This is a genomic window from Streptomyces sp. NPDC006012 (assembly GCF_042871185.1).
GTDB lineage: Bacteria > Actinomycetota > Actinomycetes > Streptomycetales > Streptomycetaceae > Streptomyces.
Window position 1 is genome coordinate 48,971 of the sequence record NZ_JBIAIE010000026.1, and the last position, 24,186, is coordinate 73,156.

27 protein-coding genes are annotated in these 24,186 nt (G+C 72.4%); 16 read left to right on the forward strand and 11 right to left on the reverse strand.

Annotated elements, in window-relative coordinates; all coding sequences use genetic code 11:
• Nucleotides 1-99: 99 nt before the first annotated feature.
• The gene (locus ACFYPJ_RS31745; RefSeq protein WP_389024675.1) at nucleotides 100-426 is read right to left on the reverse strand and encodes a hypothetical protein; all 327 of its coding nucleotides are present in this window, start codon (nucleotides 424-426) and stop codon (nucleotides 100-102) included.
• A gap of 554 nt (nucleotides 427-980) precedes the next feature.
• Between ACFYPJ_RS31745 and ACFYPJ_RS31750 the strand changes: the two genes are divergently transcribed.
• Nucleotides 981-1,535 carry a L,D-transpeptidase family protein gene (locus tag ACFYPJ_RS31750; protein WP_389024677.1) on the forward strand — a complete coding sequence of 185 codons (555 nt, stop codon included), beginning with the start codon at nucleotides 981-983 and terminating at the stop codon, nucleotides 1,533-1,535.
• Nucleotides 1,536-1,836: 301 nt separating this feature from the next.
• The gene (locus tag ACFYPJ_RS31755) at nucleotides 1,837-3,318 is read left to right on the forward strand and encodes an FAD-binding protein (protein WP_389024678.1); all 1,482 of its coding nucleotides are present in this window, start codon (nucleotides 1,837-1,839) and stop codon (nucleotides 3,316-3,318) included.
• A 149-nt stretch (nucleotides 3,319-3,467) separates the two neighbouring features.
• Here ACFYPJ_RS31755 and ACFYPJ_RS31760 read toward each other — a convergent pair whose 3' ends face one another.
• Complete coding sequence (locus ACFYPJ_RS31760) at nucleotides 3,468-4,961, reverse strand: IucA/IucC family protein (protein ID WP_389024679.1); 1,494 nt, start codon at nucleotides 4,959-4,961, stop codon at nucleotides 3,468-3,470.
• A 137-nt stretch (nucleotides 4,962-5,098) separates the two neighbouring features.
• Between ACFYPJ_RS31760 and ACFYPJ_RS31765 the strand changes: the two genes are divergently transcribed.
• The 3 genes from ACFYPJ_RS31765 to ACFYPJ_RS31775 are packed head-to-tail and all read left to right on the forward strand — an operon-like array spanning nucleotide 5,099 to nucleotide 8,703.
• Nucleotides 5,099-6,616: an IucA/IucC family protein gene (locus ACFYPJ_RS31765; protein ID WP_389024680.1), complete on the forward strand. Its 1,518-nt coding sequence runs from the start codon at nucleotides 5,099-5,101 to the stop codon at nucleotides 6,614-6,616.
• Nucleotides 6,617-6,625: 9 nt separating this feature from the next.
• A complete protein-coding gene (locus tag ACFYPJ_RS31770) occupies nucleotides 6,626-7,888 on the forward strand; it encodes a VWA domain-containing protein (RefSeq protein WP_389024682.1) in 1,263 nt (420 codons plus the stop codon).
• Nucleotides 7,888-8,703 carry a hypothetical protein gene (locus ACFYPJ_RS31775; protein ID WP_389024684.1) on the forward strand — a complete coding sequence of 272 codons (816 nt, stop codon included), beginning with the start codon at nucleotides 7,888-7,890 and terminating at the stop codon, nucleotides 8,701-8,703. The genes ACFYPJ_RS31770 and ACFYPJ_RS31775 overlap by 1 nt, the downstream gene beginning before the upstream one ends.
• Before the next feature lie 84 nt (nucleotides 8,704-8,787).
• Here ACFYPJ_RS31775 and ACFYPJ_RS31780 read toward each other — a convergent pair whose 3' ends face one another.
• A complete protein-coding gene (locus tag ACFYPJ_RS31780) occupies nucleotides 8,788-9,444 on the reverse strand; it encodes a winged helix-turn-helix transcriptional regulator (RefSeq protein WP_389024685.1) in 657 nt (218 codons plus the stop codon).
• 87 nt (nucleotides 9,445-9,531) lie between these two features.
• Between ACFYPJ_RS31780 and ACFYPJ_RS31785 the strand changes: the two genes are divergently transcribed.
• On the forward strand, nucleotides 9,532-10,740 hold the full coding sequence (locus tag ACFYPJ_RS31785; protein WP_389024686.1) for a pyridoxal phosphate-dependent aminotransferase: 1,209 nt from the start codon (nucleotides 9,532-9,534) through the stop codon (nucleotides 10,738-10,740).
• A 133-nt stretch (nucleotides 10,741-10,873) separates the two neighbouring features.
• Nucleotides 10,874-11,215, forward strand: coding sequence for an SCO4225 family membrane protein (locus ACFYPJ_RS31790; protein WP_389024688.1), 342 nt, complete (start codon nucleotides 10,874-10,876; stop codon nucleotides 11,213-11,215).
• Nucleotides 11,216-11,247: 32 nt separating this feature from the next.
• Here the strand turns inward: ACFYPJ_RS31790 and ACFYPJ_RS31795 are convergent, their stop codons facing one another.
• Nucleotides 11,248-11,688, reverse strand: a complete 441-nt coding sequence (locus tag ACFYPJ_RS31795; protein ID WP_389024690.1) for an ATP-binding protein — start codon at nucleotides 11,686-11,688, stop codon at nucleotides 11,248-11,250.
• A gap of 161 nt (nucleotides 11,689-11,849) precedes the next feature.
• Between ACFYPJ_RS31795 and ACFYPJ_RS31800 the strand changes: the two genes are divergently transcribed.
• From ACFYPJ_RS31800 to ACFYPJ_RS31830, 7 genes are all read left to right on the forward strand, one after another.
• A complete protein-coding gene (locus tag ACFYPJ_RS31800) occupies nucleotides 11,850-12,683 on the forward strand; it encodes a helix-turn-helix domain-containing protein (RefSeq protein ID WP_389024769.1) in 834 nt (277 codons plus the stop codon).
• Nucleotides 12,680-12,886, forward strand: coding sequence for a DUF397 domain-containing protein (locus ACFYPJ_RS31805; protein ID WP_389024692.1), 207 nt, complete (start codon nucleotides 12,680-12,682; stop codon nucleotides 12,884-12,886). Before ACFYPJ_RS31800 ends, ACFYPJ_RS31805 begins: the two co-directional genes overlap by 4 nt.
• Before the next feature lie 42 nt (nucleotides 12,887-12,928).
• Complete coding sequence (locus ACFYPJ_RS31810; RefSeq protein WP_389024771.1) at nucleotides 12,929-13,462, forward strand: hypothetical protein; 534 nt, start codon at nucleotides 12,929-12,931, stop codon at nucleotides 13,460-13,462.
• A gap of 3 nt (nucleotides 13,463-13,465) precedes the next feature.
• On the forward strand, nucleotides 13,466-14,071 hold the full coding sequence (locus ACFYPJ_RS31815; RefSeq protein ID WP_389024694.1) for a histidine phosphatase family protein: 606 nt from the start codon (nucleotides 13,466-13,468) through the stop codon (nucleotides 14,069-14,071).
• 150 nt (nucleotides 14,072-14,221) lie between these two features.
• On the forward strand, nucleotides 14,222-14,893 hold the full coding sequence (locus tag ACFYPJ_RS31820; RefSeq protein WP_389024696.1) for a hypothetical protein: 672 nt from the start codon (nucleotides 14,222-14,224) through the stop codon (nucleotides 14,891-14,893).
• Between the two features lie 70 nt (nucleotides 14,894-14,963).
• A complete protein-coding gene (locus tag ACFYPJ_RS31825) occupies nucleotides 14,964-15,386 on the forward strand; it encodes an acyl-CoA thioesterase (protein ID WP_389024698.1) in 423 nt (140 codons plus the stop codon).
• Between the two features lie 373 nt (nucleotides 15,387-15,759).
• The gene (locus ACFYPJ_RS31830; protein ID WP_389024700.1) at nucleotides 15,760-16,023 is read left to right on the forward strand and encodes a hypothetical protein; all 264 of its coding nucleotides are present in this window, start codon (nucleotides 15,760-15,762) and stop codon (nucleotides 16,021-16,023) included.
• 45 nt (nucleotides 16,024-16,068) lie between these two features.
• Here ACFYPJ_RS31830 and ACFYPJ_RS31835 read toward each other — a convergent pair whose 3' ends face one another.
• The 7 genes from ACFYPJ_RS31835 to ACFYPJ_RS31865 all read right to left on the reverse strand — a co-directional run bounded on the left by ACFYPJ_RS31835 (nucleotide 16,069) and on the right by ACFYPJ_RS31865 (nucleotide 21,963).
• Nucleotides 16,069-17,457, reverse strand: a complete 1,389-nt coding sequence (locus tag ACFYPJ_RS31835) for a nucleobase:cation symporter-2 family protein (RefSeq protein ID WP_389024702.1) — start codon at nucleotides 17,455-17,457, stop codon at nucleotides 16,069-16,071.
• A 310-nt stretch (nucleotides 17,458-17,767) separates the two neighbouring features.
• Nucleotides 17,768-19,147 carry an 8-oxoguanine deaminase gene (locus tag ACFYPJ_RS31840; protein WP_389024704.1) on the reverse strand — a complete coding sequence of 460 codons (1,380 nt, stop codon included), beginning with the start codon at nucleotides 19,145-19,147 and terminating at the stop codon, nucleotides 17,768-17,770.
• Between the two features lie 117 nt (nucleotides 19,148-19,264).
• The gene (gene pucL / locus ACFYPJ_RS31845) at nucleotides 19,265-20,254 is read right to left on the reverse strand and encodes a factor-independent urate hydroxylase (RefSeq protein WP_389024706.1); all 990 of its coding nucleotides are present in this window, start codon (nucleotides 20,252-20,254) and stop codon (nucleotides 19,265-19,267) included.
• 7 nt (nucleotides 20,255-20,261) lie between these two features.
• Nucleotides 20,262-20,675 (reverse strand): hydroxyisourate hydrolase, encoded by a 414-nt coding sequence (uraH, locus tag ACFYPJ_RS31850; protein ID WP_389024708.1) that lies wholly within the window; start codon nucleotides 20,673-20,675, stop codon nucleotides 20,262-20,264.
• The gene (gene uraD, locus ACFYPJ_RS31855; RefSeq protein WP_389024710.1) at nucleotides 20,672-21,190 is read right to left on the reverse strand and encodes a 2-oxo-4-hydroxy-4-carboxy-5-ureidoimidazoline decarboxylase; all 519 of its coding nucleotides are present in this window, start codon (nucleotides 21,188-21,190) and stop codon (nucleotides 20,672-20,674) included. The genes uraH and uraD overlap by 4 nt, the downstream gene beginning before the upstream one ends.
• A gap of 162 nt (nucleotides 21,191-21,352) precedes the next feature.
• Nucleotides 21,353-21,664 (reverse strand): helix-turn-helix domain-containing protein, encoded by a 312-nt coding sequence (locus tag ACFYPJ_RS31860; RefSeq protein ID WP_389024773.1) that lies wholly within the window; start codon nucleotides 21,662-21,664, stop codon nucleotides 21,353-21,355.
• Between the two features lie 47 nt (nucleotides 21,665-21,711).
• Nucleotides 21,712-21,963 (reverse strand): hypothetical protein, encoded by a 252-nt coding sequence (locus tag ACFYPJ_RS31865; protein WP_389024712.1) that lies wholly within the window; start codon nucleotides 21,961-21,963, stop codon nucleotides 21,712-21,714.
• A gap of 168 nt (nucleotides 21,964-22,131) precedes the next feature.
• On the opposite strand from ACFYPJ_RS31865, the gene ACFYPJ_RS31870 reads away from it, so the two are divergent.
• The gene (locus ACFYPJ_RS31870) at nucleotides 22,132-22,962 is read left to right on the forward strand and encodes a TIM barrel protein (protein ID WP_389024714.1); all 831 of its coding nucleotides are present in this window, start codon (nucleotides 22,132-22,134) and stop codon (nucleotides 22,960-22,962) included.
• Nucleotides 22,963-23,014: 52 nt separating this feature from the next.
• Nucleotides 23,015-23,929 carry a 2-hydroxy-3-oxopropionate reductase gene (locus ACFYPJ_RS31875; RefSeq protein ID WP_389024716.1) on the forward strand — a complete coding sequence of 305 codons (915 nt, stop codon included), beginning with the start codon at nucleotides 23,015-23,017 and terminating at the stop codon, nucleotides 23,927-23,929.
• Nucleotides 23,930-24,186 lie beyond the last annotated feature (257 nt).

Below are 24,186 nucleotides of genomic sequence, written 5' to 3' on the forward strand. Positions count from 1 at the left end.
CCCTGGAAGTACGTCGGCCTGCCGCGCAGCCGCCGGCTCCCGACGCCCCGGCCGGCACGGTGCCGGGCAGAGCCCGGCGTCGACGCGGCCTCGGCCGGCTCACCGCGCCGAGGGACGAGACCCGGTCGGCAACGGCGCCCGCTGCGCCTCGTACCCGGCGAGGTAGAGCCGCATACGGCAGTGGTCCTCGGCCTCGGCGAACACCTGCCGCCGCCAATGGGCGCTCAGGCGGTGCGCGACCGCTACCAGCCGGCGGCGGTCCTGCGGTGTGTAGGCCGGGAAAGCGGCCCAACCCCGGTCGGCGATCTCGTTGCCCAACTCGTTGAACAGCACGGACCGGAAACGCCGCTCCTCCTCCTCGGTCAGCGGTGTGGTCGTGCCCTCTGCGGGCAGCACCCGGACGTTGTAGAGGTCCCGTGTCTCCATGTCGTCCTCCGACTGCTCAGGGCTCACGCACCCGTGGCCCACGTGTGCTCATGGCCCACGTGTGCTCGTGGCTCGCGGCTCGTCCGTGCAGAGACTACCGGCGCGCGGCCGAGGACGGCGGGCGTCCGGACGCCTCCCCCAGCAGACTCCCGGCTCCCCTAGCCGACAGGTTGCCGGTTCCGGTAGCCGGCATGCTCCCCGTTCCGATAACCGACAGGCTCCCCGTTCCGATGGCCGGCAGGCTCCCGGCTCCCCTCCGCCGCTTAGGCCAGATGCCAGCGTGCGGATGCGCACCCCCCGCGTTCCGCCACAAGATCCTGATCATGCGGACATCAATAGTTACCCGGCCGTCTCTGCGGCCGATGCGACGCGGCAGTGCGCGCCATGCCATATCCGCGGCTCTCGCCTTCGGCATCCTGCTGACGGCGACCACGGCATGCGGTGACACCACCGACTCGACGAGCCCCGGCGGCGCACCCGGAAACAACAACCCGGCGTCATCCGGCTCCCCCCGCCCGGCGGTGGGCATCCACCTCCCGGGCGTCGGAGACCGGATGAGCAAGCAGATACCGGCCGGTACCCGTCAGGTGATCGTCGTCTACGGCGAGCGCCGGGATTCCCCCGACAGCCTCCTCGTGCTCTACGAGAAGCGGGGTACGGCCTGGCAGCGGGCGGGCAGCTGGCCCGCGCACAACGGCAGGATGGGCTGGACGACGGACCACCGCCTGGACGACGAGCGCACCCCCGTCGGGGTGTACAGCCTCACGGACGCGGGAGGCTCGCTGCGGGACCCGGGCAGCCGGCTGCCGTACTGGTACGACGACAACGCCTTCGCCGCCACACTGCCCGAGGAAGAGGCTCACGCCCACGACTTCGACTACGTCATAGCCATCGACTACAACCGGCTGAAGGGCGCCCCGCCCTATGACTGGTCCCGGCCCGAAGGCGTGGAGAAGGGCGGCGGCATCTGGCTGCACCTGGACCACGGTGACGGCACGTCGGCCTGCGTCACGGTCCCGGAGACCGGGATGAAAACCCTGCTGCGCACCCTCGACCCGGCCCGGCACCCCGTCATGGTGATGGGCGACCGGGAACGCCTCAAGAGCTGAACGACACCCCGGCCACTCGGCTCCCGCAGTCCGCCGGGCCCCGGCCCGGCGGACGCCCCTCACCCGTACACGAACACGGACACAGAAACGGGCGGGCACGGGCCGGCACGGACACGGGCATCGCGCCCTGGTGTCCCACCGTGGCGGACGGCAGGTCGAGCGCGACCACGCCCTGCGTGTCCGTACCGGGAAATCCAGGTCAATGCCACCGTACGGGTGCGGAGTGGGCGGTACGATCGCGAGTTCGACAGGGACTTCGAGGCGTCCCGTTCACAGCGGGCGCGGGCGAGGAGGGGGTCGCATGGTGGAGCGGTCGGACGGGCGAACGGACTTAGCCGCGCAGGGGGCGGGGGCCGACGTGGTGGCCTTCGAACCGGAGGCACGGGTGTGGGTGACGCGGGCGGGGGCGGCGGCCGGGCGGACCGGTCTGGTGCCCGTGCCGCGGCTGGACGGTTCCCTGCGCACCGACACGGGGACACTCGACGACGACGCGGACGACTTCGGGCACATCGTGCACGAGGTCCCGGCGGTCGTGCTCCAGGCCGAGTCCGCGGACGACGTGGCGGAGATGATCAAGCTCTGCAACGACTACCGCGTCAAGGCCGCAGCCCGCGGTCAGGGGCATGCGACGTACGGTCAGGCGCAGGTCGCCGAGGGGCTGGTGATCGAGACGGGCGCCCTGGACGGGATCGGGCCGGTGGCGGCCGGGCAGGTCACGGTGGGCGCCGGGGCGGTGTGGAGCGCGGTGGCGCGGGAGACGCTGCGGCACGGGCTGACGCCGCCGGTGTTCACCGACTACCTGGAGCTGTCGGTGGGCGGCACCCTCTCGGCCGGCGGGCTCGGCGGCCAGGCGCACCTGTACGGCGCCCAGGTGGACAACGTCCTCGCGCTGGAGGTGGTCACCGGTACCGGCGAGGTGGTCAGCTGCTCGCCCACCCGGCAGCCCGACCTGTTCCACGCGGTGCTCGGCGGGCTCGGCCAGTGCGCGGTGATCATCTCGGCGACGCTGCGGCTGGTCACCGCGCCCGAGAACGTACGGCACTTCCTGCTCCCGTACGCGGACCTGGAGACGTTTCTCGCCGATCAGCGGCTGCTCGCCGGGGACCAGCGGTTCACGTACGTCGAGGGCACGGTCGAGCCGGACGAGCGGGGCGCGTACACGAAGTACGTGCTGGAGGCCGTCGCCTACGGGCCGCCCGCCGGGCCGGCGCGGGACGACGGCGAGTTGCTGCGCGGCCTGCGCTACGACCGGTCCGGGCAGCTCACCGCGCAGACGCTCGGATACTTCGACTTCCTGAACCGCCTCGCCGACGGCGTGGCCGCCCTCCAGCAGGAGGGATTCTGGTCGTGGTGCCACCCGTGGCTGAATCTGCTGCTGCCCGGCGACCGCGTCGCCGGGCTGTCCCGGACCCTGCTGGACGGGTTCGCCGGGCAGGACGTCGGTCCCGGCGGGGTCGTACTCCTCTACCCGCTGGTCCACCGCCGCCTGCACACCCCGCTGCTGCGGGTCCCCGACGACCCGGTGCCGTATCTGATGGCCGTGCTGTGGACGCTGGACCCGGCGGACCAGGCGGCCGTGAGCGCCCGGACGGCCGCCAACCGCGCCGCGTACGAGACGGTCCGCGCGGCCGGTGGCACCCAGTACCCGGTGGGGTCCGTCCCGATGACCGCGGCCGACTGGCGCGGCCAGTACGGCAAGCTGTGGGAGGAGTTCGACGCCGCCAAGCGCCGTTACGACCCCCATCGCCTGCTCGCGCCGGGCCAGCACATCTTCACCCCCTGAGCGGACCTGCCAACTGGCCCACGTCCACACCCGCATTCACCCCCACGCGCACCCGGCCCGGCACCCGTGCCCCCGCCTCTGCCCCCTGTCACCGCCCATCGCCCATCGCCCATCGCCCATGACCCGTCGCCCACCGGCCGGCGTCGGCGTTACCCGCCCGCCAGCGGGTTCGGCAGCGGCAGATAGCGGGCGTCGGCGCCGTCCGCGCGGGTCCAGCGCAGCAGCAGGTTCGTCTTGCCCGGCAGGGTGGGCGAGGCGAGCAGGGCGCCGGCCTCGGGCAGGCCGTGCCGGGTGAGTTCGCCGCGGACGGCGGGCCAGGGGTCGAGGCCGGGATGGCGTTCGGCGAGGGCGGCGGCGACCTCGACGAGGTTGTTGACCACCAGGGTGTAGACGAGCCGTTCCCAGCCGGCTGCCCGGGGCACGTCGGAAAGCAGTTTGACGCCCTCGGCGTCCCGGAACAGCGCCTGCACGGGCAGGCCGGTACCGTCCACGGCGATCAGCGTGTTCTGCAGATGTGCCTCGACCACCACGCCGTGGTCGGCGAAGGCCGCCAGCGCCGGCGGGACGACCTGGCGCAGGTACGCCGCCCACCAAGCGGCCGGGTCGGCGGTGGTGGCGAGCGGGTCGCCGTCGAAGCCCTCCACCAGTCCGGCGGCCAGCAGCGGCGTCGCCCCCGGCAGCAGGTGGCCGCCGAGCCCGTCGCGGACCAGGACGGCCAGTTCCTCGAAGGCGAAGGCGGCCGTGCGGTAGCCGCGGTCGCCGAGCCAGGCCGCCGGGCCGTCGAAGGCGGCGAAGGCGCGGCTCGCGGCGGCGTCGGTGCGGCGCAGCTTGAGCAGGTCGTGCCGCCACAGGCGGCGGATGTCGTTGGTGATGCGCACGTCGAGGCTGAACTTCAGGAACAGGTCGCGCCCGGGTTCGTACAGGGTGCGGATCGCCGCCGTGGGCCACACCTCGGACGCGGTCGTGCCCAGCCGCAGCAGGCGTCCGTCGGCGAAGGCGGGCGCGAGGGTGCGGGCGGCCAGGTCGAGCTGCCAGGGGTGGGCAGGCAGCAGCCGGTAGCCGGGCGGGGCGGTGCCGAGGGCGTCCAGGGCCGCGGTGTCGCCCTCCTCGATGACGGCGTCGGCGCGCACACCCAGCAGTACGAGCGGGAAGCGTGCGTGGGCCTCGGGGGCGTAGGGCAGCCAGCGGTCGGCCGGGCCGCCGCCGCGGGCCTTGGGCGCCGGGTGGCAGGGATGGCCGGTGAGCAGGGACTGCTCGGAACGCTGGTAGGGGTCGTCGGGCGGGGTCGTCCGGGCGCGGGCGGTGAGCAGCGCGGCGATGGTGTCGCGGCTGTCGAGCATCTCGCCGGGCAGCTCGTCGTTGGGCACGCCGGTGTGCCGGTGCAGTTCGTCGGCGACCAGCCCGACCAGCCCGTCGTGGTCGAGGCGGTGCCAGGCGCCGGCCGTGTACACCTCGGGTGCGGCGGGCCGCCGCAGGCCGCGCACGCGCAGCAGCCGGCCGCTCGCGGGCAGCCGGTGCACCGGCTGCCCGCCGGGTTCTGCGGGTTGCTCGGCGACCTCCCGGAGCAGGCAGTTGAGCAGGGGCGCGGCGGCGTACGCGTCGGCACGTACGCCGATGTCGTCGCTGGGGTGCCTGAGATCCACGCGGTCCGTTCCTCGTCCCTGCGTACGGATGGTGTCACGGGCCACATGGCGTCGCGCGCCCACGCGGTCCGATCCCGATCAGTATGTCTGTCGAACCCGGCATGCATGCCGCCCACCCGGATCCGAGGAGCCAGCCCGTGCACCGTCCCCCCACCGCCGAGGACCAGGTCGCCGCCGAGCTGGCCGACGTACGGCCCGGCCTCGTGCCGCGGTACGCGGCGGAGCTGCCCGGTGCCCGCGCGGCCGTGCTGACCCGTCTGTGGCGGGCGCTGGCCCACGAGCCGCTGCCGTGGCCGGCCGGCCGGGCGGCCGGTGCGGACGGGCTCGCCCTGCGGCTCGCCGACGGCCGGACGCTCGACGGGCCGCTCGCGGATCCGTACGCGACCGACGCGTATGTGACGGCCGTGTTCCTGGACGGCACGGCGTACGACGATCCGGCCCGGCTGCTGACCGCTCTCGCGGTGCCGCACGCGGCCGGTCTCGCGGGTGAACTCGCGCACAGCGTGGCCTCGTTGGCGCTGTCGCGGGCCGGTCAGCCGGAGCCCTCCCCACAGTGGCCCGCGCGGGACTGGGAGTGGGAGCAGCGGGTGGTCGACGGTCATCCGTTCCACCCGGGCTGCCGGTCCCGGCCCGGTTTCTCGGTGGCGGAGCAGTTGGCGTACGCGCCGGAGCACCGGCCGGTGGTGGCCCTGGGGACGGTGCCGGTCGCCGCGGCGGAGTGCCTGGTGACCGGCGAGTGGCCCGCGGAGCTGCGGGACGGGGAGCGGCTGCTGATCCCCGTGCATCCCTGGCAGGTCGCCCATGTCCTCAAGTCCCCGGGCGGCGGCGGGCCGTCCGCGCATCCGCTGATGTCGCTGCGCACTCTCGCCCTGCCGGACGGCCCGCACGTCAAGACCGCGCTGAGCACCCGGCTGACGTCCTCGGTGCGGGACATCTCGGTGTACTCGGTGGGTGCCTCGGCGACCCTGTCGGCGTTCGCGGAGGGCCTGGCGGCCCGCACGGACGGGCTGCTGCACATCACCCGCACCCTGGGGGCGGCCACCGCCCACTCCCCCGATCTGGCGGCGGTGCTGCGCGAGTCGCCGCAGCGGTTCGCGGCGCCGGGCGAGTACGTGCTCCCGGTCGCCGCCCTCGCCGCCACCGATCTGCCGCACTCCCCCGCCCGGCTCGCGGCGTTCGTCCGGCTCGCGCTGACCGTCGGGCTGCGGCTGCTGGACCTGGGGGTGGCCCTGGAGGCGCACGGCCAGAACCTCCTGGTGGTGCTGTCCGGGACGGGCGATCCGCTGCGGCTGGTCTACCGCGACCTCGCCGACATCCGGATCAGCCCCGCCCGGCTGGCCCGGCACGGTATCGCGCCGCCCGGGCTGACGGGCCGTCTGATCACGGACGACGTGCAGACGCTGCGCCGCAAGCTGTTCGGCTCCCTGGTGGCGGGGGCGCTGGCCGCCGTGGCGGGTTCGGGAGAGGCGCTGCGGACCGCGCTGACGGCGGCCCTGCCGGATCTGCCGCGCACCGCCGATCTGGCCGCGCTGCGCGAAGGGCCGTTGCCGGCCAAGGCCCTGACCCTGATGCGGCTGTCCCCGCGAACCCCCGGTGACCAGTGGGCGGCGCTGCCCAACCCGTTCGTTTTGGAGCCCGACACCTCTGATCAATAGGATCCGCCGATGATCAGAACACAACGGCTGGCGGCGGGGGTCTGTGCCCTGCTCGCCGCCCTGACGGCCGCGCTGGCGTTCCCCGCCTCAGCAGCCGCCGACGAGACGGAGCAGGCCGCTCCGAAGGTGGAACTGGTGCTGGACGTCAGCGGTTCCATGCGCAAGGCCGACATCGACGGCGGAACGCGGATGGCCGCGGCGAAGCAGGCGTTCAACGAGGTGCTGGACGCGACCCCCGAGGAGGTGCAGCTCGGCATCCGCACGCTGGGGGCCAACTACCCGGGCAACGACCGCAAGGAGGGCTGCAAGGACACCGAGCAGCTCTACCCGGTCGGCCCGTTGAACCGGACCGACGCGAAGACTGCGGTGGCGACGCTGGCACCGACCGGCTGGACCCCGATCGGGCCGGCGCTGCTGAAGGCGGCCACCGACCTCGACGGCGGCTCCGGCACCCGCCGTATCGTCCTGATCAGTGACGGCGAGGACACCTGCCAGCCGCTCGACCCGTGCGAGGTGGCCCGGGCGATCGCCGCCAAGGGCATAGGGCTGACCATCGACACGCTCGGTCTGGTGCCGGACGCCAAGACCCGCGACCAGCTCAGCTGCATCGCGGACGCCACCGGCGGCACCTACACCTCCGTGCAGCACAAGGCGGAACTCAGCGACCGGGTGGGCCAGTTGGTCGACCGGGCGGCGGATCCGGTGGTCACTCCGGTGGCGACCGAGGGGTCCGGCGAGTGCGCCGAGGCGCCCGCGCTGAAGCCCGGCCTGTACACGGACCGCGAGGAGTTCGGGCAGCAGCGCTGGTACAAGGTGGACGTCGAGCCGGGCCAGGAGCTGCGCGCCTCGGTGAGCGTCGCGGCGGACCGGGCCGTGAACCCCGACTACGGGATACTGCTGCGGGCTGTCAACGGCCACGGGCGGGAGCTGGTGCGCGGCGAGGCGGCGGGCAACGGCCGTACGGACGTCACCTCGACGGGCCTGCGCTATCCGAAGCCCGAGAGCGACGACGACAACGCACCGGCCGAGTCGATCTGTCTTCAGGTCACCAACTCCTTCTCGGCGGCCGCCGGCGTGAAGACGCAGCCGGGGCTGCCGCTTGAGCTGACCGTCGACGTCGTGGACGGCCCGGACGCGGCGCACGACGTGGCCGCCTTCGGTCTCGGGCGCGGCTGGTGGCTGCTCGGCGCGCTGGTCGTGACCGGTTTCTTCGGGGGTCTGCTGTGGGGCTGGGTGTCACGCTGGCGGGTCGCGGTCTGGAGGTCCAACTGATGCGAATCACACGTATGGTGAGCGGTGCGCTGCTGCTGCTCGGGCTGGCCGCGGCGCCCGCGGCGGCCGACGCCACCCCGTCGCCGAGCCCGTCGGACGGCGGCAACGCGCCCACCCAGGCGGGGACTTCGTTCCGTACGGCGACCGAGATCGACCAGGGGCAGCAGGCCACCGCGGACGGCTCCACGGGTGACTACCTGTACTGGTCGTTCCCGGCGGACGCCGGGCAGCGCCCGGACGTCAGGGCCACGGTGAAGCTCCCCCAGACGCACGGCACGCAGACCTGGCAGCTGGACGTGTACGACGGTCTGCGCCGGCGCCAGTCCTGCCAGTACGGCACCCAGACCCGCACCGCCGCGGCGGGCACCGGCACGGTCGAGCTGGCCTGTGTGCTGCGCACGGTACGGGCCTGGTCGGAGACGTGGGCGAACGACCCGCTGCCGGGTACGTACTACATCCGGCTGACCGTGGTGGATCTCGCCCCGGCCGATCTGGGGCAGCCGGTGCGTGCCGAGCTGCGCGCCGACGCCAAGCACATCGGCGGCTCGGCCGCGGTGGACGGCTCGCTGGCCGAGCCGCTGGTGCCCGGGAACTCCGTCAAGCAGGACACGGCCGGGGACGAGGAGAAGGACGGGTCGGCGAAGACCGCGGTGCTCTCCAGCATCAAGCCCGACGACGGCTGGTCGTCCGGCTGGTGGTCGGACCGCTGGGTGTGGACCGGGGTGGGCGGTGTGCTGGCCGCGCTCGCGGGTGTCGGCGGGTACACGCTGACCCGTGGCTCGGGGCGGCCGTCCCGGGTGCCGCCGGGCGTCTGAGGACGACCGCACGCAACCGACCGCGCGCGCACGACCGCGCGCGCAGGAGGGCCCGCCGGACGGACCGGCGGGCCCTCACTCCTTTCACGCCTCCCGCAGCGCCTTGGCGAGGGGGCCGTCCCCGGTGACGGTGAGGCGCCCGGACCGCACCGCGTCCGACACCCGCAGCAGGCCCCGGGCGACGGCCGTACCGGTCCCGGTGTCCATCGAGAGCCGCGCCTCGGGCTCCGCGGGCGCCTGTCCGTCGCCGTACACCGGTCCGTCCTCGGCGCCGACGTACAGGTGGAAGTCCCCTTCGTCCAGACGGATTTCGACCAGGTGGACTTCGGCCAGGCGGACGTCGACGAGCCCTTCCTCCGCCAAGGCCCGCAGCAGGGGCAGCGCGAACCAGTGCGCGCGCACCGCGTCGGTCGGGCCGCGTTCCCTCAGCTCGGACTGCCCCCATGCGCCCAGTGCCTGCACGACGGGCAGCAACTCCCGTCCGCGTGCGGTCAGTTCGTAGACGTACGCGGCGGCCGGCGGGGGCAGCCTGCGGCGGGTGGCGAGGCCGTCCCGCTCCATGTCCTTCAGCCGCGAGGCGAGTACGTCCGTGCTCACTCCCGGCAGATCCGCGTGCAGGTCGGTGTAGCGGCGCGGACCCGCCAGCAACTCGCGGACGATCAGCAGGGTCCAGCGGTCGCCGACGAGGTCGAGCGCGCGAGCGGCGGAACAGTACTGGTCGTAGCTTCGGCGAGGTGACATGCGACGCAGTCTAGACATGTTGTTGGACTTTCCAAGCTCTCACTTGGTAAAACCAAGCAACACCAGTTATCTGAGGGGAAGCGGCGCATGGAGTTCCGGCAGTCGAACAAGCTCAGCGAGGTCTGCTACGAGATCCGCGGCCCGGTGATCGAGCAGGCCGACGCGCTGGAGGAGGCGGGCCACAGCGTGCTGCGCCTGAACACCGGCAACCCCGCGCTGTTCGGCTTCGAGGCGCCGGAGGAGATCGTCCAGGACATGATCCGGATGCTGCCGCAGGCCCACGGCTACACGGACTCACGCGGCATCCTCTCCGCCCGCCGGGCGGTCGCCCAGCGCTACCAGAACCTTGGCCTCGCGGTCGGCGTCGACGACGTGTTCCTCGGCAACGGCGTCTCCGAACTGGTGTCGATGGCCGTGCAGGCGCTGGTGGAGGACGGCGACGAAATCCTGATCCCGGCACCGGACTACCCACTGTGGACGGCGGTCACCACGCTGGCGGGCGGCAAACCGGTCCACTACCTGTGCGACGAGCAGGCTCAGTGGTACCCGGACCTGGCCGACATGGCATCGAAGATCACCGACCGCACCAAGGCCGTGGTGATCATCAACCCCAACAACCCGACCGGCGCCGCCTATCCGAAGGAAGTCCTCGACGGCATCCTCGACCTCGCCCGCCGCCACGGCCTGATGGTCTTCGCCGACGAGATCTACGACCAGATCCTGTACGACGGCAGCGTCCACCACCCCGCCGCCGCGCTCGCCCCCGACCTGGTCGTCCTCACCTTCTGCGGGCTGTCGAAGACGTACCGGGTGGCCGGCTTCCGCTCGGGCTGGCTGGTGGTCACCGGACCCAAGCAGCACGCCAAGGACTATCTGGAGGGCCTGACGATGCTGGCCTCCATGCGGCTGTGCCCCAACGCGCCCGCCCAGTACGCCATCCAGGCCGCGCTCGGTGGCCGCCAGTCCATCCACGAACTCACCGCACCCGGCGGACGCCTGCGGGAGCAACGGGACGTGGCCTGGCAGCGGCTCAACGAGATCCCGGGCGTGTCCTGCGTGAAGCCCAAGGGCGCGCTGTACGCCTTCCCCCGCCTCGACCCCAAGGTGCACAGGATCCACGACGACGAGAAGTTCGTCCTCGACCTGCTGCTCCGGGAGAAGATCCAGGTCGTCCAGGGCACCGGGTTCAACTGGCCGTCCCCGGACCGCTTCCGGATCCTCACCCTGCCGCACGCGGACGACCTGGAGGCGGCGATCGGGCGGATCGGACGGTTCCTCGGCGGATACCGGCAGTGACATCCGCCGGGCCCGGTGCCTGAGCGCGGTGTGGCCCCCAGGCGGGGATGAGTACCGGTACTCATCCCCGCGAAACGTTCCCCGGGCCACCCTGTGAGGACACCATCACGGCCCGACCCGAAGGACACCTGACATGCCGAACGCCTCCCGCACGCGCCGCTTCCTCGCGCTCGCCACGGACAACTGGCCCGCACGCGGCTATCTCGCCGTGGTCGCCGCGTCGCTGGCGTTCTTCCTGTACGCCGTGTACCTGTCGCCGGACCCGGGGTTCGCCGCGATCTGGCCGTACATGACCACGGCCCCGCTCAGCATCCTCGCCTTCCTGGTGCCGACCCCGGAATGGGACTCCTCGCTCTCCTGGCTGAGCCCATTGATCTTCTCCGCCGGTGTGGCGTTGTCCGGTCTGGTCAACGCGGCCCTGATCGGCCTGCTCGCGCGCGCGCTGCGCACTGGGACGCCGCACCCGACCGCCTGAAGAAGTCACCGGCCGGGGCACCGTCACGCGGGTCACGCGAGAGCGACCTCGCACCAGACGGTTTTGGTGTACGGGTCCGCACACGTCGTACCCCAGTGGGTGGCCAGTGCCTCCACCAGCAGGAGCCCTCTGCCGGACTCGGCTTCGAGACGGGCCGGTCGGAGGGTTCCGGGGCCGGGCGGACGGCGGTCGGGACGCGGATCCGTCACCTCGATACGGAGCGTGGCGTCCGCGGGGTACAGGGTGAGCCGGAGGCGGAAGCCCTGGCCCCGCGCCCGGCCGTGCAGTGCCGCGTTCGCGGCGAGTTCGGTCACGAGCAGCGCCACCGTGCGGTTGGCCTCGGTGTCGTACGTCCAGCCCCAGCTGTGGACTTGCTCGGCCGCCAGGTGCCGGGCGAGCCGGGCGCCTCTCGGAGTCGCGGAGAGGAGGAGGGTGGAATGACGGGTCACCGAGTCGGCAATATCAGCGTTCACCTCACCCAGCGTGGTCACTCGTATCTACGCTGAACAGCAACACCATCGGTACGCAGCGTCACTGTCCGGTCGCGGTCCGGGACTGTCCGGACGGCGACGCGTGACGCGGCGGACGGGTCGGCAGTTGCGCACGAGAGCCATGCGGTGGAGGTGTCGGAGTGGTGGACGTGACCGGTGGAGACACCGAGGACGAGGAGTCGGCGGCCGTCCTGCGGACCGTCGGCAAGGTCGTCAAGATGTGGCGCGAGCGGAAGGGGCTCACCCAGGCCGACCTGGGTACGGCCATCGGTTACAGCGAGGAGCAGGTGTCCTCGGTGGAACGGGGACGGCGGGCACCGAAGTCGCAGCTCCTCGAAACGGCGGACCAGGTGCTCGAAGCCGGCGGGATGATCGCCGGGTTGACGAAGGACGTGGAGCGGGCGCGGTATCCGAAGAAGGTGCGGGATCTGGCCAAGTTGGAGGCGGAGGCGGTCGAGATCTGCGCCTACGACAATTCCGTCGTCAACGGGCTCTTGCAGACGGAGGAGTACCTGAGGGCCGTGTTCGGCGCACGGCGACCGGCGTTCTCCGAGGAAGAGGTGGAGCGGCTTGTCGCTGCGCGGTTGGCGCGGCAGACGATCATCGATACCAAGCAGATGATCCCGGCCTTCGGCTTCGTGCATGATGAGGCGACCCTGCGGAGGCGCGTCGGGGGCAGAATGGTCCTGCGCCGACAGCTCGAACGGCTACTGGAAATCGGGCAGATGCGGAACGTGGAAATCCAGGTGCTACCTCTGGATCGCGAGGACAACGCCGGTCTCGGCGGGCCCTTTCACCTGCTGCGGCTCAGGGAGGGCACCACGGTGGGGCACAACGAGGTTCAGCGGACCAGTCGACTGATTTCCGAGCCCAAGGAGATCCAGATCCTCGAACTGCGCTACGGGGTCGTCCGGGCCCAGGCCCTTCCACCGCAAGACTCAATGGCCTTCATCGAGAAAGTTCTTGGAGAGACATGAGCGTGCAGCCCTCGACCGGTCACGACCCCGAGTTGAAGTGGTTCAAGAGCAGCTACAGCACCGACGACGGCCCCGCCTGTGTGGAGGTCGCCTTCGTCCCCGGCACTGTCTGGATACGGGACTCGAAGCGGCACCGGAGCCCCCAACTCACCGTCGGCGCCAAGCCATGGTCCGCCTTCGTCTCCTACACCACCGCGCACTGAGTACCCCAACCGAAAAGGGGGCCGCCGATGGCGGAGATCGACCTGACCGACCGCCCGCTGCTGCTCCTCGACGTCGACGGCCCGCTCAATCCCTTTCGTGCCCGGTTCCTGCGGCACCGCGGCTTCGTCACCCGGCGGCTGCATCCGGCGGACTGGTCGACTCGGCAGCCGCCGGGATCCCGGCGGCTGCGCCGCGGGCTGCGGGTGCGGCTGCACCCCGGTCACGGCGCCCGGCTGCTCGCCCTGCCGTACGAGCTGGCGTGGGCGACCACCTGGATGCACGAGGCCAACGAGATGATCGCGCCGGTGATCGGGCTGCCGGGCACGCTGCCGGTCATCGAGTGGCCCGAGTTGTTCGCCCCGGATCCCGAGGGGCTGTACTGGAAGACCCGGCACGTGGTGGCGTGGGCGGCCGGGCGGCCGTTCGTCTGGGTGGACGACATGGTCACGGATCTCGACGTACGGCATGTCGCCGCGTACCACGACCGCCCCGCGCTGCTCCTTCCGGTCGACCCGCGCCACGGCCTGCGGGAGCGTGAATTCATGGAGTTGGAGCGCTGGGCTCGTAGCCTGTGACCCATGGGTGATCTTCTCCTGGTCCGGCACGGCGAGACCGAGTGGTCACGGTCCGGACGGCACACCGGCTGGACGGACCTGCCGCTCACCGACCACGGCCGGGACGAGGTGCGTCGACTGCGGCCCCTGGTGGGCTCGCTGCGGATCGGCGCGGCGTTCGTCAGCCCGCTGCACCGGGCCCGGGAGACGGCCGGACTCATCGGGGCGGACGGCGCCCGCGTCGACCCCGACCTGCACGAGTGGGACTACGGGGGCTACGAGGGGATCACCACCGACGAGATCCAGCGCACCCGGCCCGGCTGGTTCCTGTTCACCGACGGGGTCGCGCCGGGGCCGCCGGAGCACCCCGGGGAGTCTCCCGAGCAGGTGGGCGCACGGGCCGACCGTGTCCTGGCCAGGGTGGACGCCGCACTCGCCGACCTCGACACCGACGCCGATGTGCTGCTGGTCGCGCACGGGCACTTCCTGCGCGTCCTCACCGCCCGCCGCCTGGGGCTGCCGCCCGCGCACGGTGCGCTGTTCCGGCTGGAGACCGGGACGCTGTGCCGGCTGGGCACCGAGCACGAGCGGCCCGTGATCGCGGAGTGGAACGCCCGGCCGGCCGGCTGACCGGGCCGGGTCGGGCCGGGCCGGTCCCACCGACGGGTTCGGCCCGCTGTCGGACCCCGGTCGTACGCTTCGAAGGGAGCGTACGACCGGCCCCGGGCAGGGTCGGTCGGCGGCTCCGTAAAGGGAGTGTCCACCGGGGAGGAGCAGGCCGTGACCCGACCGCCGACCGTCGCGCAGCGGCGGGTGATCGACGCCGCCGATCCCGTCACCGGACGGCTGCGCGGCACGGAGCCGCAGTTGGCGGCGCTGGTGAAGCGGGGGTTGGCCTTCCGGCATCCGCGTCCGCCGCACGACCACTTCCTCACCCCGGCGGGACACCGGGTGCGCGAGACGGCCCCGGCGCCCGCCGCCCCTGCCGGACCGGCCACGGCCCCGGCCGAACACCCCCACCTTCCCTCAGCCCCGGCCGACGACGGCGGGGTGTTCGCGGCCCGCGTCGGCGGACCGGAGGAGACCGGGGCCGCCTCTGGCCCGGACCGGGCGCGTGAGGTGCACACCGCCTGGCAGGGGCTGCTCGAACTGCGCCGGATGACGAACACCGACGGGTCGGCGGACCGCCCGTGCGGCTGGGAGCGCGCGCATCTGGTGCGGGCCGCCGCGCTCGCCCTGGAGGCGGCCGGACACCGGCCGGCCGGGCCGGACGCCGACGGCTACCGGGTGCGCGCGACCCCGCAGCCGGAGGCGGTCGCGGTGTACGCGCCGGACGCGGAGGAGTTGCGGGCCTGCGCGGCCACTCTGGAGGGCGCGGGCTGGCAGGCCGGGGAGTACACCCGGCCGAGGACACGGGAGCGGTATGTCCTGGCGTCCCCGCGCCGGGTGTGAGGTGCATGCCAGGATCGGAGGCATCAGTGCCTCATACACGAAGCACCGGAACACGAGAGAGAGCCGAACCGTGAGCGAGCCGTTTTCCGTCCGGGTGACCGTCCGCGGATACGAGACGGATGTCCAGGGCCACCTCAATCAGGCGGTGTACCTCAGCTACGCGGAACACGCCCGCTGGTCGGTGCTGCAAGCCGCCGGAATCAGCCAGAGCCTGCTGGCCGACCGGGGTGTGGGCCCGATCGTGCTGGAGACGACGATCCGCTATCTGCGTGAACTCCTCACCGGTGACGAGGTCGACGTGACCTGCGTGTTCGAGTGGGGCGAGGGCAAGACCTTCCGGATCCGGCAGACGGTGACCAAGGCCGACAAAACCGTGGCGGCCGAGATCATCGGCGTCGGCGGGATCCTCGATCTGAAGCTGCGCAAGCTGGTCGCCGACCCACGCAAGACCGTCACGGAACTGGCGACCGACCCCGGCCTGCTCGGGCTGTGACGACCCGCGGAACGGCTCTGCGCGTCGAGCGGCTCGGGCCGGTGCCCGGCATCGTGGGCCGCCCGTGACGCCACGGCCCATGACACGGCCGCCCGTGACGCGGCGGCCCGGCCACGGTGGCGTACGGCCCAGCCGGGTGGCGGGGCTCACCACTACCGCAGCGGCCCCGGCGGTGGCGCTACGGCGGCGGTATCCCCGACACTGGGCGAGGCGGACCTGAACTCGCCTGGAAACGGGTGGACTTGAGCATGCCGATACGCACGCGTGCCGGGCTCACGGGGCTCGTTGTCGGCGCGGCGCTGCTCCTGGGGGCCTGCACGGACGGCCGGCCCCGGTTCCCGGCGCCGGCACGGCGGGCAGCAGGCCGGTCGAGGTGGACGGGTACGGCACCGAGCAGCGCGCGGGCCGTCTCGTACTCTCCGCCGAGTACACCGTCCGCAACCCCACCCGGGCGCCGGTCCGGTACCGGATCGCGTTCGCCTTCCTCGACCAGGACGGGATGACCCGCGACCGGAAGTGGGTCACCCACACGGTGGAGGCGGGGCGGTCGGGCGACGGGACGGTGTGGGTGCCCTGGGACGGGAACGACCCGACGAGCGGGGTGTCGGTGGCCGAGGTCCTGGAGACTCCGCTCTGAACGACCCGGCGCCTGCGCGGCGGCCGGCGGTCGAGGAGAGCGCCGTCAGTGGCCGGCGGCGGCGATCTCCTCGCCCGCCTCCATGGGGTGGGTGACGTCCCGCGCCTGCCCGTCGCGGCCGAGGTGGTTGAAGACCAGGTTGAGCAGCACCGCGGCCACGCAGCCCGTCGAGATGCCCGAGTCGAGGACGATCCGCACGGTCTGCGGGAAGGCGTGGTAGAAGTGCGGCGCGGTGATCGGGATGATGCCGACGGCGAGGGACACCGCCACGATCAGGACGTTGTTGTCCCTGTCCAGACCCGCCCTGGCCAGCGTCTGGATGCCGCTCGCGGCCACCGAGCCGAACAGCACCACGCCCGCGCCGCCGAGCACCGGGGGCGGTACGACGGCGATGAGCGAGGCGGCCATCGGGCACAGGCCCATCAGGACCAGGAAGCCACCGCCGGCGGCGACCACGAACCGGCTGCGTACCCGGGTCATGGCGACCAGCCCGATGTTCTGCGCGAAGGCGCTGCACATGAAGCCGTTGAACAGCGGGCTGATCGCCGTGCCGAGCGTGTCGGCGCGCAGCCCGGCCGCGATGGTCCTCTCGTCGGCGGGCCGTTCGACGATCTCGCCGAGCGCCAGCATGTCCGCGGTCGACTCCGTCATCGACACCACCATGACCACGCACAGGGACAGGATCGCGGCGAGGTGGAACTGCGGTGTCCCGAAGTGGAAGGGGGTCGGGAAGCCGATCACGTCCGCGTCGGCGACCGGGCCGAAGTCCGTGACGCCGAGCGGTATCGCGACGACCGTCCCGGCGATCAGGCCGAGCAGGACCGCGATCTGTTTGACGAAGCCGCGGGTGAAGCGGCGCAGCAGCAGCACGATCACGAGGGTCGCGGCCGCGAGGCCCAGGTACTTCGCCGAACCGTAGTCGTGGGCGGCGGGGTCGGGGCCCTGCGCCCAGCCGAAGGCGACGGGCAGCAGCGACACGCCGATGAGCGTGATGACCGACCCGGTGACGACCGGTGGGAAGAAGCGGACCGCCTTGCAGAAGAAGGGCGCGGCCAGGAAGCCGAGGACTCCGGCGACCATCACCGCGCCGAAGATGACGGGCAGGGCGTCGGACTTGTCGTGGCTCGCGGCCACGATCGCGGTCATGGGGGCGACTCCGGCGAAGGTGACGCCGTTGACGAAGGGCAGCCGGGCGCCGATCTTCCAGAACCCGAGGGTCTGCAGGAAGGTGGCGAGGCCGGCGGTGAACAGACAGGCGCCGGTGAGGAAGGCCAGATCGGTGCCGGACAGGCCCACGGCGGCGCCGACGATCAGGGGCGGGGCGACGACCCCCGCGTACATGGCGGCGACGTGTTGCAGACCGCTGGTGGCCAGTTTGAGGGCGGGGAGTTTCTGATCGACTGGGTGGGGCGCGGCAACGGGGTTCGCGGACACGGCGGCTCTCCTCCGGTCGGTTGCACGTCGGCTCTGACGCGGGTGTCAAGGAGGTGGGGTATGCGGTTGTGGGGGTACCCCGCGCCGCGGTGGAGCCGGCGCGCGGGAAGGATCTGGAACGGGTCCGTTCCGGGGAACGGGTGACCGTCGCCGGGGCGCGCGGCCGAGCCGCGCGCCCCGGCGACGGCCGCCGTGGAACCCCCTGGGTTCCACGGCTGCCGACCGGGAGCCGTCCCTCCCGGCCGGAGCTGGTGCCCCGAAAGGCAGTGTTCGTCCCGTCCCAGCAGGACATCGCCTGCCGGGGCGCTGGTCAGTCCTGCGCGGCGAGCCGCGCCAGGCGTTGGGCCTCGGCCCTCGTGGACCGGGCGATGGCGTCCTCGTCGACGTGCAGCAGCCGCCCGTCCGCGACGATCTGCCGGCCGTTCACGAACGACGCCGTGACCGGCGCCGCCGCCCCGAGCACCAGCGCGGTCACCGGGTCCGCGATGGACGCGTGGGCCAGCGTGCCGAGATTCCACAGCACGAGATCGGCCAGCTTGCCCGGCTCCAGCGAGCCGATCTCGGCCGCGCGGCCCAGCACCCGGGCACCGCCGAACGTGCCGAGTCTGAGCGCCTGGCGGGCGTTCAGAGCGGCCTCGCGGTGTGCGCCGAGACGGTTGATCAGCAGGGCGTTGCGCAGTTCGGTGTGGAGTTCGCCGGACTCGTTGGACGCGGTGCCGTCGACGCCGAGGCCGACGGGGACGCCGGCCGCGAGCAGGTCGGGGACGCGCGCGATGCCGGCCGCTAGCCGCGCGTTGGAGGAGGGGCAGTGGGCCACGCCGGTCCCGGTACGGGCGAAGGCGGCGATGTCGGAGTCGTTCATGTGGACGCAGTGCGCCATCCACACGTCCGCGCCGAGCCAGCCCGTGGACGCGAAGTAGTCGGTGGGGCCCATGCCGAACAGTTCGTGGCAGAACTTCTCCTCCTCGGCCGTCTCCGAGCCGTGGGTGTGCAGCCGCACCCCGAGCTGCCGCGCCAACTCGGCCCCGGAACGCAGGAGTTCGGTGGAGACGGAGAAGGGCGAGCAGGGCGCGACGGCGACCTGGGTCATGGCGTCGAAGGAGGCGTCGTGGTGGCGGCGGACGGTCTCCTCGGTCGCGGCGAGGGCGCCGTCCAGGGTCTCGACGGCGAAGTCCGGCGGCAGCCCGCCGTCCCCCCGGCCGCGGTCCATCGAGCCGCGGGCGAGGGTGAACCGGACGCCGGTCTCGCGGGCGGCGCGGATGATCGCGCCGGACAGGTCGCCGGAGTCCCGCGGATACACGTAGTGGTGGTCCATGGCGCAGGTCACGCCGCCGCGGGCCATCATCGCCAGGGAGCCCTGGGCCGCCGCGTACACCATCGGTTCGTCGATGCGTGCCCAGGTCGGGTACAGCGCGACCAGCCAGTCGAAGAGGTTGTGGTCCGTGGCCAGGCCCCGGGTGATCCACTGGTAGAAGTGGTGGTGGGTGTTGACCAGGCCGGGGGTCACCAGATGGCCGGTGGCGTCGATACGGCGTCCGACGTCCGTCAGCCTCTCGGGTGCCCTGCCCGCGCCGACCGCCTCGATGCGGTTGCCGGCGATGACGACGTGTCCGTCGGCGTACTCGGTGTCGTCGGCGTCGACCGTCGCGATCGAGCAGTTCTCGATGACGATGCGCTGGGCTGCTGCCATGATTCGTCCTTTTCGCTCTGTGCACCGAAGGGGTGAGGGCACGGCAGGACCCCGGGGATTCGAGTGCCGCGGCCGAGGAGCGCTGCTCGTCGGCCGCGGGTGCCGAAGGCGGGTCGGTCAGAGGTTGGTGAGGTCCACCGGGATCCGCGCCTCGCGGCCTTCCCGCAGGACGGTGGCCTCGATGAGGCCGTAGGGGCGGTCGGCGGCGTAGTACACCTCGTTGTCGTTCTTCAGCCCGAAGGGCTCCAGGTCGACGAGGAAGTGGTGCTTGTTCGGCAGCGAGAAGCGGATCTCGTCGATCTCGCCGCGGTGGGTGAGGATGCGCGTGCCCATCTGGTAGAGCGTCTGCTGCAAGGAGAGGGAGTAGGTCTCCGCGAAGGCCAGGAGCAGGTGCTTCCTGGTCTCCTCGTAGGAGGTCTCCCAGTCGGGCATCGGCTGTGCGTCGTCGCTCCAGCCGAACCGCCAGCGGCCGGTGACCTCGGTGGCCAGGATACGGTCGCGGGCTTCCGGGAGCGTCGTGTACTTGTCCTTGACGTAGCCCCAGAACTCCGAGTCGGTCGAGTTCATGACGACCAGGTCCTTGAGGCCCGAGACGACCTCCCACGACGAGCCGTCGTAGGTGATCTGGGTCAGCCGGGTCTCCTGGCCCTTGCGGGCGAAGGAGTGCCCGGCGTCGACCGCACCGCCGGGCCGGCCCCCGGTACCGGCGGCCGGGATCCGTTCCCAGGCGTACTCCTCTATGCGGATCCGGGCCGTCCTGATCGGCTCCTGGTTCGTCACGAAGTGGCGGGCGAGGTGGATGCCGAACTGCTCGGCGGACTCGATGCCGTACTCCTTGGCGAACGCGAACACCGTGTTCTTGGTGGTGTCGGTCGGCAGGACGTTGGCGTTGGATCCGGAGTAGTGGACGTCGTCCATGTCGCCGCTCAGCGCCACGGAGACGCTGAGGTCCTTGATGTGGTGGGTCGCGCCGTCCCGCGTGATCCTGACGACCCGGTTCTCGGCCTTGCCGTACTGGTTCTGTCCGAGGATCACGTGCTGGCCCCGGACCGCGCCGGGGGCGGGGCGGGGGTCGGACGGTTGGGCGGGGCGGGAATTGACTGCCATGTGTCTGCTAGCTCCCTCGGTAAACGGAGTAGCCGAACGGGTTGAGCAGCAGCGGTACGTGGTAGTGCTCCCCGGCGGTCACCGCGAAGGTGACCGCCACCTCGGGGAAGAACACCGTGCCGCTGTCCCGGTTAGCGGGGGCGTCCTGCTGCGCATCGGCTTGGTTCTTCGCGCTGTTCTCGAAGTACGTCTCGACCTCGAAGTCGAGGCGTACGTGGGTGGTCCCATCCGGCAGGGCCGGCAGGTCCTTGCACCGCCCGTCCGCGTCGGTCGCACAGGCGCCGAGCGGTCGCAGGTCCGCGTCGCGCCCGGCGCGGGCGGCGAGCCGGACGGTGACGCCCGCGGCGGGGCGGCCGGCGCTGGTGTCCAGGATGTGGGTGGACACGGAGGTCTGCCGCGGGGCGGTGGTGGTCGTGCTCATTCGGGGAGGTCCTCTTCGACGAGTCGGGCCAGCCGGACACGGTTGATCTTTCCCAGCTCGGCGCGGACGATCGCCCGCTCCTGCTCCGGCGTGTTGCCGATCCGTTCCCGGACCGCGTCGCGCAGTTGTTCGGCGGTCTTTCCGGTGGCGCAGACGAGGAACACCTGGCCGAACCGGTCCTGGTAGGCCAGGTTCAGTTCGAGCATCTCGGCCTTCAGCTGTGCGGAGGCGCCGGCCATGCCGCGCTGCTCCCGGGCCGAGGCCGGGTCGCCGGGTCTCGGGCGGCCTATCGGCGGGTGCGCGGCCATCACCTCCGCGAGGTCCGCGGGGGTCAGGGCGGCGGTGGCGGCGTCGCTGGCGGCGTAGAGGTCGTCCACCGTGGCGTACGGGCGGTCAACGAGGAGCCGTCCCGCCCATGCCGGTGCGGCGCACGCCGCCCGGAGGGCGGCGCGGGCCGTGTGCTCCGCCAGGACGTTGAACCGGGCCAGGCCCGGGGGTGTGGGTGTCGAAGTCACGGGAGCCTCCGTTGCCGGGAGCGGCTTCGTACGGATCGGGCTGCGGCCAGCTAACGCCCTGCGCCACACGCCGTCAACACTTTGTTGAAAATCCGAGCGGCCGGACCATCCTCGTCCGGCCCTCGGACGTCGGCTGCCACCTCCCCGGGACCAAGGCCCTGATCAGGTCTCTTTCTCGCGGTTGAGGTAGTTGTAGACGGTGAAGCGGCTGACCCCGAGGGCGGTGGCCACGGTCTCCACCCCGTGCCGCACGGAGAAGGCGCCGCGCGCCTCCAGGACCCGTACGACCTCCTGCTTGGCCTTGCGGTCCAGGTCGGCCAGCGGCTTGCCGCGCCTGCGCTCCATGGCGGCGAGGATGTGGTCCAGCGAGTCGGCGAGCTGGGGCAGGCGCACGGCCACCACGTCGGATCCCTCCCAGGCGAGCACGACGTCGTCGGGGCCGGCCTCGTCCGGCGGCAGCAGTTGCCCGCCCATGGCGTCGACCAGTGGCTTCACCGCCGCGATGAACGGCTCGTCCCCGCTCAACTGGCCTCCTCCCCCGCCACGTTGACCTGGAGCGAGATCCGGGTGGCGCCGGCGTCGAGCGTGCGGCGCAGCAGGGCGTCCACGGCGGTCAGCACGGCGTCGGCGGAGCCCTCCGCGGTGTTGCCGAAGGGGCCGACGTCCACCGCGTCCAGCCCGGCCGCCTCGATGACCTCGCGGGCCACCAGCGCATGCGCCGGAGCCTCGTCGAGGTCGAAGGGCTCCGTCGTGAACTCCACCCGCAATCGCACTGTGCCCCCATGGCATCGCTCGCCCGGCCGCTGTGGGACGACCTTAACGGACGCCCGGGCCGACGGCTCCTGGCCTTGACAACCACCCACCCAGGGCTGCAGTCTTCCATTAAGCAGAAATCAACTTCCACAATATGAAATTCTCGACCGGAAGGGGGCGCGGCCCCGATGGGATTCGCAGACCAGCGCTTCACCGTCAACCTGTCGATCCTCTATACGGAGCTCCCCCTCCTGGAGCGTCCCACCGCCGCCGCCGCGGCCGGCTTCACCGCGGTCGAGCTGTGGTGGCCCTGGGTCGGCTCCCCCGCCCCCGAGCGGTCCCAGCTCGCCGCCCTGAAACAGGCGATCGACGACGCGGGCGTCCAGCTCACGGGCCTGAACTTCTACTCGGGCCGGCTCCCCGGACCGGACCGCGGGGCACTGTCCGTCCCGGGGGAGGAGTCCGAGCGGTTCCGCACCAACATCGACGTCGCCGCGGACTTCGCCGCCTCGCTCGACTGCACGGCGCTCAACGCCCTGTACGGCAACCGCGTCCAGGGCGTGGACCCGGCCGAGCAGGACGCCCTGGCCCTGGAGAACCTGGCGCTGGCGGCCCTCGCGGCCGACCGGATCGGCGCGATCCTGCTGATCGAGGCGCTGAACAAACCCGAGTCGCCGCTGTATCCACTGGTGTCGGCACCGGCCGCGGTCGAGGTCGTCGACCGGGTGAACGAGGCGACCGGGCTCGGCAACGCCCGCTTCCTCATGGACCTCTACCACCTGTCCATGAACGGCGAGGACCTGCCCGCGGTCATCGAGCGCCACCTGCCGAGGACCGGCCATGTGCAGATCGCCGACAATCCCGGCCGCGGGGCCCCGGGCACCGGCTCGCTCCCCCTGGAGGACCTCCTCGCCCAGCTGCGGAAGGCCGGCTACGAGGGCCGGGTCGGCCTGGAGTACAAGCCGGGCGACCGCCCGAGCGCCGAGGCGTTCGAGTGGCTCCCGAGCGAAGCGCGCTGAGCCCCGGCGCCGACCCCCGACCGAGCACAGCAGTCAGAGAGGCACCCCCATCATGAGCACCCCTGCGGACTCCCCCCGCGCCACCCTTCCGACGGTTGCCTGGATCGGCCTCGGCATCATGGGCGCGCCCATGTCCGAGAACCTGATCAAAGCGGGGTACGACGTCACCGGTTTCACCCTGGAGCAGGAGAAGCTGGACCGGCTCGCCGCCGCCGGCGGCACCGCGGCCGGCTCGATCGCCGAGGCGGTACGGGACGCCGACGTGGTCATCACGATGGTGCCGGCCTCCCCGCAGGTCGAGGCGGTCGCCTACGGCCCGGACGGCATCCTCGCGCACGCACGGCCCGGCACGCTGCTGATCGACATGTCCTCGATCACCCCGCAGACCTCCGTCGACCTGGCCGCCGCCGCCCGGGAGAAGGACATCCGCGTCCTGGACGCCCCGGTCTCCGGCGGTGAGGCGGGCGCGGTCGAGGCCGTGCTGTCCATCATGGCCGGCGGTGAACCGGCCGACTTCGAGGCCGCGAAGCCGATCTTCGAGGCGCTGGGCAGGACCATCGTGCGGTGCGGTCCGCACGGCTCCGGCCAGACCGTGAAAGCCGCCAACCAGCTGATCGTCGCCGTGAACATCCAGGCGTGCGCCGAGGCCGTGGTCTTCCTGGAGAAGTCGGGCGTGAACCTGGCGGCGGCCCTGGACGTCCTGGGCGGCGGCCTGGCCGGCTCGACCGTGCTGGCCCGCAAGAAGGACAACTTCCTGAACCGGGACTTCAAGCCGGGCTTCCGCATCGATCTGCACCACAAGGACATGGGCATCGTCACGGACGCCGCGCGCGCCGTCGGCGCACCCCTGCCGGTGGGTGCCGTGGTCGCCCAGCTGGTCGCCAGCCTGCGTGCCCAGGGCGACGGCGGCCTGGACCACTCGGCCCTGCTGCGGGCGGTGGAACGCCTGTCCGGCTCCGCGCTCTGAGCCGGCCCCAGTCTCCGGGCGGCGCCGGTGCCGACATCAGTCGTGTCGCGCCCAGGCACCGACGCCGCCCGGAATCCAGTTCAGCAGACCGCCGATGCCGGCTCCCCGCGAGCGCGCGGGTTTGAGCCCCCGCGCCGCGTCCGGACGAGCGGCCAGGCCGATGTCGAGGCGTGGCCGTCGAGGACGCGGTACGGGCGGGGCCGGGCCGCGGCGGACGTCCCCGGGGCCCGGCGAAGCCGCGGGCCGGGGACCTGCGA

Excerpts from the sequence above, each read along its gene's own strand:
- ACFYPJ_RS31860 (WP_389024773.1), bottom strand. The coding sequence starts at position 21,664 with ATGGGCGGGCAACTGCTGCCGCCGGACGAGGCCGGCCCCGACGACGTC.
- ACFYPJ_RS31785 (WP_389024686.1), top strand. The coding sequence starts at position 9,532 with ATGGAGTTCCGGCAGTCGAACAAGCTCAGCGAGGTCTGCTACGAGATC.
- ACFYPJ_RS31745 (WP_389024675.1), bottom strand. The coding sequence starts at position 426 with ATGGAGACACGGGACCTCTACAACGTCCGGGTGCTGCCCGCAGAGGGC.
- uraH (WP_389024708.1), bottom strand. The coding sequence starts at position 20,675 with ATGAGCACGACCACCACCGCCCCGCGGCAGACCTCCGTGTCCACCCAC.
- ACFYPJ_RS31840 (WP_389024704.1), bottom strand. The coding sequence starts at position 19,147 with ATGGCAGCAGCCCAGCGCATCGTCATCGAGAACTGCTCGATCGCGACG.
- ACFYPJ_RS31750 (WP_389024677.1), top strand. The coding sequence starts at position 981 with ATGAGCAAGCAGATACCGGCCGGTACCCGTCAGGTGATCGTCGTCTAC.
- ACFYPJ_RS31755 (WP_389024678.1), top strand. The coding sequence starts at position 1,837 with ATGGTGGAGCGGTCGGACGGGCGAACGGACTTAGCCGCGCAGGGGGCG.
- ACFYPJ_RS31870 (WP_389024714.1), top strand. The coding sequence starts at position 22,132 with ATGGGATTCGCAGACCAGCGCTTCACCGTCAACCTGTCGATCCTCTAT.
- ACFYPJ_RS31780 (WP_389024685.1), bottom strand. The coding sequence starts at position 9,444 with ATGTCACCTCGCCGAAGCTACGACCAGTACTGTTCCGCCGCTCGCGCG.
- ACFYPJ_RS31815 (WP_389024694.1), top strand. The coding sequence starts at position 13,466 with ATGGGTGATCTTCTCCTGGTCCGGCACGGCGAGACCGAGTGGTCACGG.
- pucL (WP_389024706.1), bottom strand. The coding sequence starts at position 20,254 with ATGGCAGTCAATTCCCGCCCCGCCCAACCGTCCGACCCCCGCCCCGCC.
- ACFYPJ_RS31770 (WP_389024682.1), top strand. The coding sequence starts at position 6,626 with ATGATCAGAACACAACGGCTGGCGGCGGGGGTCTGTGCCCTGCTCGCC.
- ACFYPJ_RS31875 (WP_389024716.1), top strand. The coding sequence starts at position 23,015 with ATGAGCACCCCTGCGGACTCCCCCCGCGCCACCCTTCCGACGGTTGCC.
- ACFYPJ_RS31775 (WP_389024684.1), top strand. The coding sequence starts at position 7,888 with ATGCGAATCACACGTATGGTGAGCGGTGCGCTGCTGCTGCTCGGGCTG.
- ACFYPJ_RS31790 (WP_389024688.1), top strand. The coding sequence starts at position 10,874 with ATGCCGAACGCCTCCCGCACGCGCCGCTTCCTCGCGCTCGCCACGGAC.
- ACFYPJ_RS31805 (WP_389024692.1), top strand. The coding sequence starts at position 12,680 with ATGAGCGTGCAGCCCTCGACCGGTCACGACCCCGAGTTGAAGTGGTTC.